Annotated in this window: 11 protein-coding genes and 1 pseudogene; 11 read left to right on the top strand and 1 reads right to left on the bottom strand. The window is 71.1% G+C overall.

Annotation, left to right across the window (positions count from 1 at the left end; all coding sequences use genetic code 11):
* The first annotated feature begins 7 nt into the window (after positions 1-7).
* Positions 8-1,663: an MDR family MFS transporter gene (locus ACZ7OU_RS09545; RefSeq protein WP_470254769.1), complete on the top strand. Its 1,656-nt coding sequence runs from the start codon at positions 8-10 to the stop codon at positions 1,661-1,663.
* 53 nt (positions 1,664-1,716) lie between these two features.
* On the opposite strand, the gene ACZ7OU_RS09550 is transcribed toward ACZ7OU_RS09545, so the two are convergent.
* Positions 1,717-2,235: an inorganic diphosphatase gene (locus tag ACZ7OU_RS09550; protein ID WP_470240710.1), complete on the bottom strand. Its 519-nt coding sequence runs from the start codon at positions 2,233-2,235 to the stop codon at positions 1,717-1,719.
* A 176-nt stretch (positions 2,236-2,411) separates the two neighbouring features.
* On the opposite strand from ACZ7OU_RS09550, the gene dacB reads away from it, so the two are divergent.
* The 10 genes and pseudogenes from dacB to ACZ7OU_RS09600 form a co-directional block, all read left to right on the top strand.
* Positions 2,412-4,751 carry a D-alanyl-D-alanine carboxypeptidase/D-alanyl-D-alanine endopeptidase gene (gene dacB, locus ACZ7OU_RS09555; protein ID WP_470254770.1) on the top strand — a complete coding sequence of 780 codons (2,340 nt, stop codon included), beginning with the start codon at positions 2,412-2,414 and terminating at the stop codon, positions 4,749-4,751.
* A gap of 102 nt (positions 4,752-4,853) precedes the next feature.
* A complete protein-coding gene (locus ACZ7OU_RS09560) occupies positions 4,854-5,864 on the top strand; it encodes a zinc-dependent metalloprotease (protein WP_470255905.1) in 1,011 nt (336 codons plus the stop codon).
* Positions 5,861-6,820 carry a tRNA lysidine(34) synthetase TilS gene (tilS, locus tag ACZ7OU_RS09565; protein ID WP_470254771.1) on the top strand — a complete coding sequence of 320 codons (960 nt, stop codon included), beginning with the start codon at positions 5,861-5,863 and terminating at the stop codon, positions 6,818-6,820. Before ACZ7OU_RS09560 ends, tilS begins: the two co-directional genes overlap by 4 nt.
* A gap of 3 nt (positions 6,821-6,823) precedes the next feature.
* Entirely contained in the window at positions 6,824-7,375 is a 552-nt protein-coding gene (hpt, locus tag ACZ7OU_RS09570; protein ID WP_072475819.1) for a hypoxanthine phosphoribosyltransferase, read from the top strand.
* A gap of 157 nt (positions 7,376-7,532) precedes the next feature.
* Positions 7,533-7,898, top strand: coding sequence for a hypothetical protein (locus ACZ7OU_RS09575; protein WP_470254772.1), 366 nt, complete (start codon positions 7,533-7,535; stop codon positions 7,896-7,898).
* A 22-nt stretch (positions 7,899-7,920) separates the two neighbouring features.
* The gene (locus tag ACZ7OU_RS09580) at positions 7,921-9,333 is read left to right on the top strand and encodes a hypothetical protein (RefSeq protein WP_470254773.1); all 1,413 of its coding nucleotides are present in this window, start codon (positions 7,921-7,923) and stop codon (positions 9,331-9,333) included.
* 58 nt (positions 9,334-9,391) lie between these two features.
* Positions 9,392-10,177, top strand: a complete 786-nt coding sequence (locus ACZ7OU_RS09585) for an ESX secretion-associated protein EspG (RefSeq protein WP_470240714.1) — start codon at positions 9,392-9,394, stop codon at positions 10,175-10,177.
* A gap of 123 nt (positions 10,178-10,300) precedes the next feature.
* Positions 10,301-11,116 carry an ESX secretion-associated protein EspG gene (locus ACZ7OU_RS09590; protein ID WP_470254774.1) on the top strand — a complete coding sequence of 272 codons (816 nt, stop codon included), beginning with the start codon at positions 10,301-10,303 and terminating at the stop codon, positions 11,114-11,116.
* A gap of 204 nt (positions 11,117-11,320) precedes the next feature.
* The gene (gene ftsH / locus ACZ7OU_RS09595) at positions 11,321-13,732 is read left to right on the top strand and encodes an ATP-dependent zinc metalloprotease FtsH (protein WP_470254775.1); all 2,412 of its coding nucleotides are present in this window, start codon (positions 11,321-11,323) and stop codon (positions 13,730-13,732) included.
* A pseudogene (locus tag ACZ7OU_RS09600) lies at positions 13,710-13,973 on the top strand (GTP cyclohydrolase I); the annotation flags it as partial. The gene ftsH and the pseudogene ACZ7OU_RS09600, both read left to right, overlap by 23 nt.
* Positions 13,974-14,774: the final 801 nt, after the last annotated feature.

Raw genomic sequence — 14,774 nt, forward strand, 5'->3', positions numbered from 1 at the left:
GACCACCATGAGCGACACCACCACGGCGGAAGGAGCAGCCGCTACGAACGGCAAACTGTCCCACCGCCAGATCCTGACCGTCCTGTCCGGGCTGATGCTCGGCATGTTCCTCGCCGCACTCGACCAGACGATCGTCTCGTCGTCGATGCGCACCATCGCCGATGAGCTCCACGGCCTGTCACTGCAGGCCTGGGCCACCACGGCGTACCTGATCACCGCGACGCTCTCGACGCCGCTGTACGGCAAGCTGTCCGACCTCTACGGCCGCAAGCCCATGTACCTGACAGCCATCTCGCTGTTCCTGGTCGGTTCGCTGGCCAGCGGTATGGCCACGTCGATGTACGAGCTCGCCGCGTTCCGCGCCTTCCAGGGCCTCGGTGCCGGTGGCCTCATGTCGCTGGCGCTGGCGATCATCACCGACATCACCGCGCCGCGTGAGCGCAGCAAGTACCAGGGCTACTTCATGGCCGTCTTCGGTGTCTCGAGCGTTCTGGGCCCGGTCGTCGGTGGCTTCTTCGCCGGGGTCGACTCCTTCGCCGGCATCACCGGCTGGCGCTGGGTCTTCCTGGTCAACGTCCCGATCGCGCTCGCCGCGCTGGTCGTCGTCACCAAGGTGCTGAACCTCCCGCACACCCGCGTGAACCAGAAGGTCGACTACTGGGGTGCCGTCGCGCTGGCCACCGGGCTGGTGCCGCTGCTGATCGTCGCCGAGCAGGGCCGTGAGTGGGGCTGGGGCTCCGCCGCCTCGATCGCCATGTACGTCGTCGGCGGGCTGGGTGTGGCCGCGTTCGTCTGGATCGAACGCCGGATGGGCGACGCCGCCCTGCTGCCGCTGCGCCTGTTCAAGCGCCCCGTGTTCCGGATGGCCACGCTGGTCACCGTCGTGCAGGGTGCCGGGATGTTCGGCGCGATGATGTCGCTGCCGCTGTACCTGCAGATCGTCAAGGGCGCGACGCCGACCCAGGCCGGCCTGCAGATGCTCCCGCTGACGCTGGGCATCATGGTCGCCAGCCTGACCAGCGGCCGCCTGATCTCGAAGACCGGGCGCTACAAGATGTTCGCGGTGGCCGGGATCGGCCTGATGGCGGCCGCGCTGTTCGCGCTCTCGACCATCACCGTCGACAGCTCGCTCGCCCTGGTCATGGTGATCGCCTTCGTGATCGGCCTCGGCCTCGGCGCCTCGATGCAGACGCTGGTGCTGGCCGCGACCAACGACGTCCGCCCGCAGGACATCGGCGTCGCCACCTCGGCGGCGACCTTCTTCCGGCAGATCGGCGGCACGGCGGGCACCGCGGTGTTCCTGTCCATCCTGTTCGGCACGGTCGGCGACCGGATCGCGAACGCCATCCGCTCGGCGATGACCACCCCGGCCTACGTGTCGGCGCTGGCGCAGCACCCGGAGTTCGCGAAGCAGATGCAGAGCGGCCTGGACGTCAACGACACGTCCTTCCTGTCCTCGCTCGACCCGACGCTGGCCCGGCCGATCCTGCAGGGCTTCGCCGAGTCGATGAGCACGGTGTTCCTGGTCGGCGGGATCGTCCTGACCGTCGGGTTCGCCCTGGTGTGGTTCCTCAAGGAGAAGCCGCTCTCGGACAAGTCGGCGATGGAGCAGCGCGCGGACGCCGAAGCGGACGGCGCTCCGGCCCTCGCCCTGGCGCACTGACCGCGTGAAAAGGCCCCCTCGGGAGATTCCCGAGGGGGCCTTTCACGTGCGGGCTAGTGGGCCGAGCCGCCGTTGGCCGCTTCCTTGGCCAGGCGGTCGGTCTCGCGCTCGTACGACCGGGCGATCTCCGCCTCGGCCTCGGTGCGGCCGACCCAGGAGGAGCCTTCGACGCTCTTGCCGGGCTCGAGGTCCTTGTAGACCTCGAAGAAGTGCTGGATCTCCAGCCGATGGAACTCGTTCATGTGGTGGATGTCGCGCAGGTGTTCCAGGCGCGGGTCGGCGCTCGGAACGGCGATGACCTTGTCGTCCGGGCCCTTCTCGTCGGTCATCCGGAACATGCCGATCGCGCGGCAGCGGATCAGGCACCCGGGGAAGGTCGGCTCCTGCACGAGCACCATGACGTCGAGCGGGTCGCCGTCCTGGCCGAGGGTGTCGTCGATGAAGCCGTAGTCGGCCGGGTACTGCGTGGCCGTGAACAGGGTCCGGTCCAGCTTGATGCGGCCGGTCTTGTGGTCGACCTCGTACTTGTTGCGCTCCCCTTTGGGGATTTCGATCGTGACGTCGAACTCCACGGCGTCCTCGCTGCTTCTTTATAGATCCGGGCGTGCCCGCACGTCGCGGGCGGCAACCTTAGCGACTGTCTTGACGTCTCCTAGTGTGGACTACGCCCTGCCTCGGGGCCGCATCGATGTCGGCCCGGGGGCATGTGAGCTTGGCCCCTCCTGGGGCAGGTGAGAAGGAGTGGTGGGTGCCGGAAAACGACCAGCCGATGTGGCCTTCGTCGGACGAAGACCGCTCGTCGTCGGGCGCGCGGAAGACCACCCCGATGTCGCTGCCCGACCCGCCGGCGAGCGCTTCGGAGCCGTCCGGCGTGCCCAAGGTCACAGGCAGTGAGGCGCCGAAGGGATCGTGGTTCGCGCCGAACGTCGAGCCCGAACTGGTCCCCGGCCTGAACGTGCCCGCCGAGGAGCCGCCGCCGTCGCCGCCCCCGGCAAAGCAGGACCTCGCCGACCGGCTCGGCTCGCGCGAGCCGAAGCCGAAACCGGCCGAGCCCGAGCCCGAACCGGCGCCCGAGCCGGCACCGGTCGCGGAGAGCACCCAGTACATCGACGTGAAGAAGGCCGAGCTGAAGCCGGACGCGCCGGCCGGGGAGAGCACGCAGTACATCGAGGCGAAGCCGGACACCCAGAGCACCCAGCAGATGGAGCCGTCGAAGGTGCCGGTGGTGCCGGTCGAGCGCAACGTCTGGCCCGGTGAGCAGAAGGACCGTCACGACGAGCCCCAGCCCGACAAGCCCGAAGCGCAGCCTTGGCGGGAAGAGCTGCAGCTGTGGCGCGAGGAGCAGTCGCGCCGCGAAGAGCAGCTGAAGCGCTCGGAGTCGCAGCGTCGTGAGGAGCCTCCGCAGCAGCCTTGGGCCCAGCGCCTCGACGTGCCGGACGACCGCCGTCCCGCGTTGCCGCCGGAGCCACCGCGCGGGGTCGTTCCGCCGGCGTCCGCCGGGTCGCTGGCCCGGCCGATGCGGATCGAGCCGGACGGCCAGCGGTTCGACGCCGAGGCGACCGTCGGGATCGAGCGGCCCACCCAGTTCCCCGGGGCTTTCCGGCAGCAGCCGCAGCCGCGCACCGAGCCGCCCGCGGAGCCCCCGCCGCCGCCGGCCCAGCCCGCGGCCGCGTCCGCCGAGGAGCCGCCGAAGAAGAAGCGGCGCAAGGGCAAGATCATCGCGCTCGTCGTGGTCGTCCTGCTGGTGCTGGCCGGTGGCGGGATCGCCGCCGCGATGCCGAAGGTGTCGAACCGCCTCGGCCTGCCTTGGGCGCCGAACGCGCCCAAGGGCGACAGCCCGGAGCCCGTCGCCGCCACGCGCCAGCTGCAGGGCCCGGACACCGCCGGGCAGGCGCCGACCGCGAACGGCGTCAAGTCCGTGCTGACCGGCCCGGCCGGGAACAGCGCGCTCGGCCAGCTCAACGGCAGCGTCGTCGACCCGGTCAGCGGCACCACGCTGTGGGACCACAGCGCGGGGACGGCGGTGACCCCCGCGTCGACGACGAAGGTGCTGACCACCGCGGCCGCGCTGCTCGCGATGGACCCGAACACGCGGCTGTCGACGAAGGTCGTCCAGGGCGCCGACCCGGGCACGGTGATCCTGGTCGGCGGTGGCGACGTCACCCTGACCTCGCTGCCGCTGGGCACCGAGTCGCCCCTGTACCCGGGCGCCGCGCACGTCGACGACCTCGTCGCGCAGGTGAAGAAGGCCAACCCGAACGTGAAGAAGGTGCAGGTCGACCTGAGCCTCTTCAAGGGCGCGACGACCGCGCCGGGCTGGGCCGCGGGCGACGCGCCGTCGACGTTCGCGACGCAGATCGGGTCGGTGATGGCCGACGCCGGGCGCCAGGACCCGAAGAACAACAACTCCATGCGCGTGCCCAACGCGGGCAGTGCGCTGGCCTCGACGATCGCGTCGAAGCTCAGCGCCTCGGGCGGCGGCCAGGCGTCCGCGCCGAAGGACGCGAAGGTCCTCGCCGAGGTCAAGTCGGCACCGCTGACCGAGCTGGTGTCGGACACGATGGAGCTGTCCGACGACGTCCTCGCCGAGGCCCTCGCCCGCCAGGTCGCGCTGGCGACCGGCCAGGAGGCGACCTTCGCCGGCGGCGCCGCGGCGACGATCAAGGTGCTCAAGGACCACGGCTTCGACACCAGCGGCGTCAAGCTGTCCGACGGCAGCGGCATCTCGGGGGAGAACAAGATCCCGGCCAAGCTGCTGACCCAGCTCATGGCGGCCGCGGCGGCGCCGGAGGGCAAGAACCCGAACACCGCGAAGCTGCGCGCGATGCTGGCCGGCCTCCCGGTGGCGGGCGGGTCCGGCACGCTCGCGGACAAGCGGTTCGAGACGGCCGCGTCGCAGGCCGGGCGCGGCTGGGTGCGGGCGAAGACGGGCACGCTCACCGGCGTCAACACCCTCGCCGGCCTGGTCCTCGACCAGGACGGCCGGGTGCTGGTGTTCGCGTTCATGTCCAACGGCTCCGACCAGCAGCCGGGCCGGGACGCGATCGACGCCCTCGCGACGAGCCTGCGCAAGTGCGGGTGCTCGTAGCCGTGCACTGCTCGGACGCCGAACCGTACGAAGATCGTGGCCGGAAACCCACCACGGGCAGGTAGCGTCGGAAGGGTGAGTCAGGAAACCGAGACCCGGCCCATGGTCGACTGGGCGCTCGCCGCGCAGACCGGCGCGCTGCTGGTGCGCGGCGGCCCGCAGGTTCCGCGCGAAGAGGCCGAGTCGGCCGTCACCGATCTGCGCGAGCTGACCATGGAGGCCGAGGGGCACGTCCGGGAGCTGACGAACCTCGGCCTCGACCTGCCGCTGCTGCCCGGCGAAGTCGTCGACCGCCCCGGCTGGGTGCGCTCGGCCGCGGCCGGGCTCGACGCGCTCACCGGGCGCGCGCTGCCGCAACAGGGCGGCCCCTTCGGGCCGATCCTGGCCGGCGGCGCCGGCGTGCAGACCGGGCTGGTGCTCGCCTTCCTGGCCAGCCGCGTGCTCGGCCAGTACGACCCCTTCGGCGGCCCCGACCGGGAAGGCAGGCTGCTGCTGGTCGCGCCCAACGTCGTCGCCGCCGAACGCGCGATGGACGTCCCGGCCCGGGACTTCCGGCTCTGGGTCTGCCTGCACGAATGCACCCACCGGCTCCAGTTCACCGCGGTCACCTGGCTGCGCGACTACTTCGCCGACGAGGTCGAGCGGCTCGTCTCCGGGCTCGCCGGCGGCGGCAGCGACGGCCTCGCCGACCTGGTCGGCCGGCTGCCCGAGGCGATCAAGCAGGGGCCGAAGCTGAACCTCGCCGAGCTGCTCCAGTCGCCGAAGGAGCGCGCGGTCTTCGACCGGCTGCTGGCGCTCTCGACGCTCCTCGAAGGCCACGCCGACTTCGTCATGGACGCCGTCGGCCCGCGGGTCGTGCCGAGCGTCGACACGATCCGCGCGCGGTTCACCGCCCGGCGCAAAGGCGGCGGTGTCTTCGACCGGCTGCTGCGCGCGCTGCTCGGCGTCGACGCGAAGATCCGTCAGTACGAAGAAGGCGCGAAGTTCACGAAGCACGTCGTGGACGCCGTCGGCATGGAAGGGTTCAACGCCGTCTGGCGGTCGCCGAACACCCTGCCCTCGCGCGCCGAGATCGCCGACCCGGCCGCGTGGGTCCGGCGCCTGCACGGATGACCGGGCCGGCCGTCGCGGCCGTCCGCCGGGCCGTCCGCGCCTTCCTGGACGCCGTCGAGGCGCCGTCCGAACTCTGCGTCGCGGTCTCCGGCGGCGCCGACTCCCTCGCGCTGGCCGAGGCCACGGCGTACGTCGGGCACCACCGCGGCCACCGCGTCCGCGCGCTGGTCGTCGACCACGGCCTGCAGGAGGGCTCGGCGAAGATCGCGCTCGACGCCGCCGCGGCCGCGAAGTCCCTCGGCGCCGACGAAGCCGAGGTGCGCCGCACCGACGTCACCGGCCCGGGCGGCCCGGAAGCGGCCGCGCGCAAGGCCCGCTACCGCGCGCTAGGCGGTCACGACCTCGTCCTGCTCGGGCACACCCTCGACGACCAGGCCGAAACGGTCCTGCTCGGGCTCGGCCGCGGCTCCGGGCCCCGCAGCGTCTCCGGGATGCGGCCGCACGACCCGCCGTGGGGCCGGCCGCTGCTCGCCGTCGCGCGGGCCACCACCCGCGCCGCCTGCGCCGAGCTCGGCGTCGAACCCTGGGACGACCCGCACAACGCCGAGCCGCGCTTCACGCGGGTCCGGTTGCGGACCGAAGTCCTGCCATTGCTGGAAGACGTCCTCAACGGCGGCGTCGCCGGCGCACTCGCCCGCACGGCCGCGCAGCTGCGTGAGGACAGTGAGGCGCTGGACACAATGGCGGACATGATCTTCACCCGCGCGGGCGGCTTCGAAGGTCTGGATGTCGGCATCCTCGGTGCCGAGCCCGCGGCCGTCCGGCGGCGGGTTATCCGCAGGTGGCTGCTGCAATCGGGTGTGCGCGAGCTCACCGACGCGCACCTCCGCGCGGTCGACGAGCTCGTCGCCCGGTGGCGTGGTCAGGGCGGTGTCTGGTTGCCCGGCAACTTGGAGGCGCGGCGGGCGCATGGCAGGCTCTGCCTCACCTCCCAACCCACCACCCGAGGGGAATGACCCGTGTACGAGGGCGAAATCGCCTCCGTGCTCGTCACCGAGCAGCAGATCAAGGACAAGATCACGGAGCTGTCGGCGCAGATCGCCGCCGACTATCCGGCCAACGGGCAGGGTGAACTCCTGCTGGTGGGTGTCCTGAAGGGCGCGGTCATGTTCATGACCGACTTCGCCCGTGCGCTGCCGCTGCCGACGCAGCTGGAATTCATGGCCGTCTCCTCCTACGGCTCGTCGACGTCGTCGTCCGGCGTCGTCCGGATCCTCAAGGACCTCGACCGCGACATCGCGGGCCGGGACGTGCTGATCGTCGAGGACATCGTCGACTCCGGCCTCACGCTTTCGTGGCTGCTGAAGAACCTCGCCAGCCGGAACCCGGCGTCGCTCGAGGTCGTCTCGCTGCTGCGCAAGCCGGAGGCGGTCAAGGTGGACGTCCCGGTGAAGTACATCGGCTTCGACATCCCCAACGAGTTCGTCGTGGGCTACGGCCTGGACTACGCCGAGCGCTACCGCGACCTGCCCTACATCGGGACGCTGGACCCGAAGGTCTACACGTCGTAGTGCATCGGTCGAGTTCACCGACCGTTCACCGCAACTACCGCTTTTGCGGAACCCCGGCATCGCGGATTGCGTCATAGGCTCTGATCACGTGCGTTAACCTATGCGAAGACCATTCGTGCCCGCGGTGACCGGGTCGGGGGAACGGGAGAGAGCTCAGATGGCGAACAGCAGCGCTGCCGACGCGAACGCCTTCAAGGCCGCGGCCGTGGCGGGTCAGGTCGGGATCGACCCCGACGCCGCGCAGACCGTGCTGAACAAGATCCGCACGGGCAAGGACGCCGTCGAGGCCCTGCTCAGCGGTGCGGGCACCCTCGCGCAGCCGCCGAAGCTCGGGGACAACCCGGTCGGCAACGCGATGGCCGCCAAGTTCGTCCAGCGCGCCGACGGCGGGAACGACTCCTACGCCTCCGCGCTGCAGAACCTGCTCGACCAGTACACCGCCGCCGAAGAGGGCATCGTCACGGCGATGTCCCGGTACCACGAGATCGACCAGGCCGCGGCCGACCCGTTCCGCAACGCCTGAGCCCAGAGGGGGATTTCGAATCATGGCTCCGAACCACAGCGACCAGCCGTCGGGCTCCACTGACCCGGGCTCGATCGTCCCGCTCGGCGACAACTCGGCGTCGCAGAACATCGTCGCGGACGCCCGCGGCCGTTCCGACGGCTTCGACATGGGCAGCGACCGCGCGATCGCGAACCCGCCGAACTGGAACGCGCAGGCCAGCCAGCAGCTGTACGAAGGCGCGGTCAACAACAACGACCCCGGCACGGCCGAGGCGACCGGGCACGCCTGGACGCACCACGGCACGGAACTGAAGCAGGCGTCGGACCACCTGTACAACTCGATCGCCGAGCTGGGCAACGCGTGGGTCGGCCGGGGTGCCGCGGGCGCGCAGGGCGCGCTGGTGGCCATCGCCAACTCGGGCTCGCAGGCGTCCGAGGCCGCCCACACGATGTCCGACCGGCTCGCCCGGCAGGCCGCGGCGGCCGCCGAGGTCAAGAAGATGCCGGCCCCCAAGGACTACGACCCCAAGCAGGCCATGGCGGCCGCGCTGGCCGGCGGCCCGGCGGCGCTGGTCGCCGACCAGAAGGCGCAGGCGGACGCGGCCAACGACGTCAAGGCGCAGCAGGTCGCGTTCTTCAACGCCTACACCCAGGCGATGAGCGAGGTCGACGGCTCGACCCCGAGCTTCGGCCCGGAGTCGCTCGGCATGAAGCCGACGGGCACGCACAACTCCATCTCCTTCAGCGGGATCAGCAGCGTCGGCAGCACGGGCCCGGTTCAGGGCCTGTCGGGCGCGGGCGGCGCGGTGTTCGCTTCCGGCGGCTCGGGCTTCGGCGGCCACGGCGGCGCGTTCGACGCGCAGCACGCGGGTGTCGGCCCGAACGGCGTCCACGGCGCCGCGGCCGGCGGCTTCGGCCAGGACGCGGCGGCGTTCGGCGGCGACGGTTCCGTCCCGGGCGCGGGCCAGGGCACGGGTGCGGGCACGAGCACCGGTGCGGGCCACGTCGGCTCGGGTGCCGGGCAGCCGAGCGGCAGCAACCCGCTGAGCAAGATCGGCATGGGTCTCGGCCTCGGCGGTGCCGCCGGCGGCCTCGGCGCGCTGGCGTCCCGTGCGCTGGGCAAGGGCAACCGGTCCGGCGCCAAGTCGGAGAACGAGACGTCGCTGGCCTCGGCCGACGGCCAGGGGCAGAGTGCTGCGTCGGCTCAGGCGCCGCAGCAGGGTCTCGTCTCGTCGGCGGGCACCATCGGCGGGCAGACCCCGCCGCCGATGAACCCGGGCGGCATGGGCGGCATGGGCGGCATGGCCCCGCAGGGTGCTCAGGGCGAGCAGGACGAGGAGCACACGCACGCGTCGTTCCTCATCGAGGCTGACCCGGACGCGGCCTTCGGCGCGAACCAGGCGACCCCGCCGCCGGTCATCGGCGCGTGGTCCGAGGACGACGAAGACCGCTGATCCTTCGGGCCGGGCACGCCGAGGCGGGCCCGGCCCGGTTTCTCTTGGGGGTGGCTCGATGCCGAACGCTGAGCTGCTCACCCCGGTCGAGGTGGACTTCCTGTGGGAGTCCGCCGGGCTGGGCGAGCTGCCGTACCCGCTGCGCATCCGTTCGCACGGCGAGACCGTGGACGAGCGGTCGTTGCTGCGTCAACGCACGTTGGAAGGGCTGGCCGCGCGCGGGCTGGCCGACGGCCGCGGCCGGCCGGAACCGCACGTCGAGGACTACTTCGGCGTGCTCGCGCAGGCCGAGCTGAGCCTGGACGCGGTCCAGCTGATCGCTCCGGACGCCGAACCACTGCTGGCGATCGCAGGCGTGCTGGGCGGGCAGGGGCTGCTGGCGGTGCAGGACACGCGTGGTCTCCACCTGCAGCCGTGCCCGGTGGACGGGCTGGCGAGCGCGATCGTCTCGCTGCTCCCGGGCGCCCCGCGCGGTTCGGAGAAGTCGGTCACGGTCCCGCTGGAGCAGCTGGTCGGCGCCCACGGCGTCGATTTTCTCTCGCGCCGGGGCAATGGTGACGAGCGCTCGTCGGCCGACGAGGACCGCAAGGCGCTGGCGAAGCTGCACGCCCAGCCGCGGCTGCGCGGGGGCCAGATCGCGGCCAACGCGCGTTCGCGCATGGGCGGCCGCACCCGGACGCCGGTGCTGAGCTGGTTCGACACGGAGACGGGCCGCTACTTCACCCAGGCGACCCGTGGCCGCGACGGCCGCGACTGGATCAGCATCGCCCCGGCCGACGCGGCGACGCTGCGCCACCGGCTCGGCGAGATGCTCGCGGGAGCGACGACGACCAGCACGGTCTGACGCCGCGGCCGTTCGCGCTCTCTGCCAAGATCGGGCTCCGGTTTCTCCGAGCGTGCCCACTCGATGATCACTTTTTGTCGGTGGTGCGGGCTACGCTGAGCAAGAGTCTGATCCGGGAGAGTAGTGATGCAAGAGTTCTTCTCGCCGCTGGCGTTCGACTTCCTCTGGGAGTCGGCGCAGGTCGGCGAGCTGCCGTACCCGCTGCTGGTCAGGTCGCACGGCGCGACCGAAGACGAGCGCGTCTCGCTGCGCCACCGCGTCGACGCCGAGCTGAAGGCCCGCGGCATCCGCGAGTCGCGCGGCAGGCTCGCGCCGCCGATCGAGGACGCGCTGCAGCTGCTCGCCTTCGCCCCGCTGACCATCGACGCCCTGCACATCCCGCAGTTCGAGGCGCCCACCATCGGCGTCCTCGCGGCGGCCGACGACACTAAGGGCGTCCTCGCGGTGCAGGACGCCGACGGCATCTGGCTGCGGGACGTCCCACCGGACGGCCTGGTCTCGGCCGTCGTCGGGGTGCTCCCCGCAGGCCCGCGCGGGAGCGAGGCGTCGGTCACACTTCCGCTGGACGACGCCCTGCGGACCGCTCCGATCCGGGTGCCCGTCTCCCTGCCGTCGAACGCGGCCGAGGAGCGGGGGAAGGCCCGCCGGACGCCGCTGAGCGAACGCATCACGGCCGACCCGCGGGAGGCCTACGGCCGCATCTCCGGGCAGCCGCGGCAGCGGGGCGGTCAGCTGGCAGCGAACAGCCGTTCGCAGGTCGGGGCCAAGCAGCGGTCCCGGGTGCTGGCCTGGTTCGACACCGCGACCGGGCGCTACCTCAGCCTCTCCCGCGCAGGTACGGACGGCCGTGAGTGGGTCACGGTCGCCCCGGCCGACCCGGCGACGCTGCGGACCCGGCTGGGCGAGATGGTGAACAGTGTGTCCGACGGCACGCGATAGCGTGACCGCTGTGGACGCCGGGCGGGAACCCGGGCGCGGTATCGCCCGTTGACCTGCGAGAGGCTCACAGGGGATGAACGCGGCAGCGGACGGTACCCTGATGGGACGGGTGTCCAAGGCACCGCGGGTTTGTCAAGATCGTGATGGCGGGTATCACAGGAGCCGCCCAACCAGGGAGGGTCGAGGCCACCAGGGCCGAGTCGTATGAACCGGAAGAGCGTGCTCAGGAACCCACTGCTGTGGATCGTCGCGGGGTTGCTGGCGTTGTTCGCGTACAACACGATCTTCGACAGTGATCGTGGGTACACCCAGGCACCCATCTCGGTGGCGAACTCCCAGATCTCCTCGAACAACGTCAAGGAAGCCAGCCTCGAGGACAAGGAACAGCAGCTCAAACTGCTGCTGGCCAAGCCCATCGACGTGGACGGCCAGCAGGTCACCCAGATCATTTCGCAGTATCCGGCGGATGCCACCCGCCCGATCTACGACTCGCTGACCGCGGCGAAGACCGGCGGCCAGCCGATCAAGTTCACCACCAAGGTCACGCAGCAGGGCGTGCTGACGCAGATCCTCATCTTCGCCATCCCGCTCGCCCTCGTGCTGGGCCTGCTGATGTGGATGATGAACAACGCCCAGGGCGGCGGCAACCGCGTCCTCAACTTCGGCAAGTCCAAGGCCAAGCAGCTGAACAAGGACATGCCCAAGACGACCTTCGGGGACGTCGCGGGTGCCGACGAGGCCGTCGAAGAGCTGTACGAGATCAAGGACTTCCTGCAGAACCCGGCGCGCTACCAGGCGCTCGGCGCGAAGATCCCGAAGGGCGTCCTGCTCTACGGGCCGCCCGGTACCGGTAAGACGCTGCTCGCGCGAGCCGTCGCCGGCGAGGCGGGCGTGCCGTTCTACACGATCTCCGGCTCGGACTTCGTCGAGATGTTCGTCGGTGTCGGTGCGTCGCGAGTGCGTGACCTGTTCGAACAGGCCAAGCAGAACGCGCCGTGCATCATCTTCGTCGACGAGATCGACGCGGTCGGCCGCCAGCGCGGTGCTGGCCTCGGCGGCGGGCACGACGAGCGCGAGCAGACGCTGAACCAGCTGCTCGTCGAGATGGACGGCTTCGACGCCCGCGGCGGCATCATCCTGATCGCGGCGACCAACCGGCCGGACATCCTCGACCCGGCACTGCTGCGCCCGGGCCGGTTCGACCGGCAGATCCCGGTGTCCGCGCCCGACCTGCGCGGCCGCAAGGCGATCCTCGAGGTGCACTCCAAGGGTAAGCCGATCGCCCAGGGCACCGACCTCACCAGCCTGGCCAAGCGGACCGTCGGCATGTCCGGCGCCGACCTGGCGAACGTGCTGAACGAGGCCGCGCTGCTCACCGCCCGCAAGAACGGGCACGTGATCGGCGACGTCGAGCTCGAGGAATCGGTCGATCGCGTCGTCGGCGGCCCCGCTCGCAAGAGCCGGATCATCTCCGAGAAGGAGAAGAAGATCACGGCCTACCACGAGGGCGGGCACGCGCTCGCCGCGTGGGCGATGCCGGACATCGAGCCGGTCTACAAGCTGACCATCCTGCCGCGCGGCCGCACGGGCGGGCACGCGCTGCTCGTCCCCGAGGACGACAAGGACCTGATGACCCGCTCCGAGATGATCGGGCGGCTGGTCTTCGCGATGGGTGGCCGCACGGCGGAGGAGCTCGTCTTCCACGAGCCCACCACCGGCGCGTCCTCGGACATCGAGCAGGCGACGAAGATCGCCCGCGCGATGGTCACCGAGTACGGCATGAGCGCGCGGCTCGGCGCGGTCAAGTACGGCCAGGAGCAGGGCGACCCGTTCCTGGGCCGCTCGGCCGGCCGTCAGGCGGACTACTCGCTCGAGGTGGCGCACGAGATCGACGAGGAGGTGCGCAAGCTCATCGAGACGGCGCACACCGAGGCGTGGCACGTGCTCAACACCTACCGCGACGTGCTCGACGAGCTGGTCATCGAGCTCCTGGAGAAGGAGACGCTGACCCGCAAGGACCTGGAGCGGATCTTCGCGACGGTCGAGAAGCGCCCGCACATCACCGTGTTCAACGAGTTCGGTGAGCGGACGCCGTCGGACAAGCCGCCGATCAAGACCCCGGGCGAGCTGGCGATGGAGCGCGGCGAGCCGTGGCCGCCGCCGGAGAAGGAGAAGCCGGTCCTGAAGCCGGAGCCGACCCCGGTCGGCACCGCCCAGGGCGCGGGCGACCTGCCCGGCGGCCCGCCGTACCCGGCGCCGGTCGACCCCAACGCCAACCCGTACGCCGCACCGCAGCCGGGCGCCTACCCGAACGGCGGCCGTCCCTACGGCGGCTCGAACGGTGGCCCCAACGGCACGGCGCACTGGCCGCAGAACCACGGCAGCCAGCAGGCCGGCGGTTACCCGGGCGGTCCGGCGGGCCAGAGCGGTCCCCCGAACTACGGTGCCCCTCCGGGCTGGACGCCCGCGACCTCGCCGGGCGGTCAGCCGGGCCAGTCGTGGCGGCCCGGTGGTGAAGAACGCTCTCGCGAGCACGGCTGGTTCGCCGACCAAGCCGGCAACCAGCAGAGCGAGGGGGAGCGTCGTGACGTGGATGGACCAGAAAAGCCCCAGTGACGCCGACCGCCCGGTCTTCGACCACGACCGGGCGGAGAAGGCGATCCGCGAGCTCCTTCTGGCATGCGGCGAAAACCCGGAGCGGGATGGTCTGAAGGACACTCCCGCCCGGGTCGCCCGGGCCTACCAGGAGATGTTCGCCGGGCTGTACACCGAGCCGGACTCGGTGCTGGACAAGACGTTCGACGAGTCCCACGAAGAGCTGGTGCTGGTCACGGACATCCCGATGTTCAGCCAGTGCGTGCCGAGCAAGCAGACGGTGAACGCCGTCGGCGGCCGCAAGCAGGCGGCCGAGGTGCGAGTGGGCGACAAGCTCTGGACGCTCGTCGGCGGCAACGTCGAGGAGACCGAGGTCACCGAGATCAGCTCGCACCAGACGCGTGAGCTGGTCGAGGTCAAGACCTCGGTGGGCAAGTTCCAGGTCACTCCCGACCACCCTTTGGCCACGCCGGAAGGCTGGAAGGAAGCCAAGGACGTCGAGGGCTCGTTCATCGAGTGGACCCATGCGAAGAAGCTCTGCCGGGACCGCTGGCGGCCGACCCTCGGGTACGACTTCGGCTATGTCGTCGGCACGGTCTGCGCCGACGGCACGGTCGCCGAGCGATATGTGTCGCTGGTCGTGAACGACCGGGACTACGCGAAGAAGTTCGCGGAGTCCCTGCACCGTGCGTTCGGGATCGACGCGAAGATCGAACCGATCTCGCGGCCGTCGGGATATCTCGGCCGCGACCTGCCCGGCTTCCGGGTTCGAGTGGTGTCGTCGTTCCTCGCCGACTTGATGCGGCAGTACGTCGGCGGCGACGCACACCATCAGCGTCAGCGGTTCCCGATGGTCGTCCTCAACGACTTGTCGACCTTCAACGGCTTCCTCGACGGATACGTCGACGGGGACGGACACCGCAGCAAGCATTCGGCGGGGCGCATCATCGCCAGCGCGAACACACCGTTCCTCGAGGACTTGGCGACGGTGATCGGTGCCCGGTTCACCGCTCGCACGGGTGAAACCGCCTCGCGGTTGTACGTCGCGGACAGCTGGTTCCGG

The organism is Amycolatopsis sp. NPDC114505, assembly GCF_055633615.1.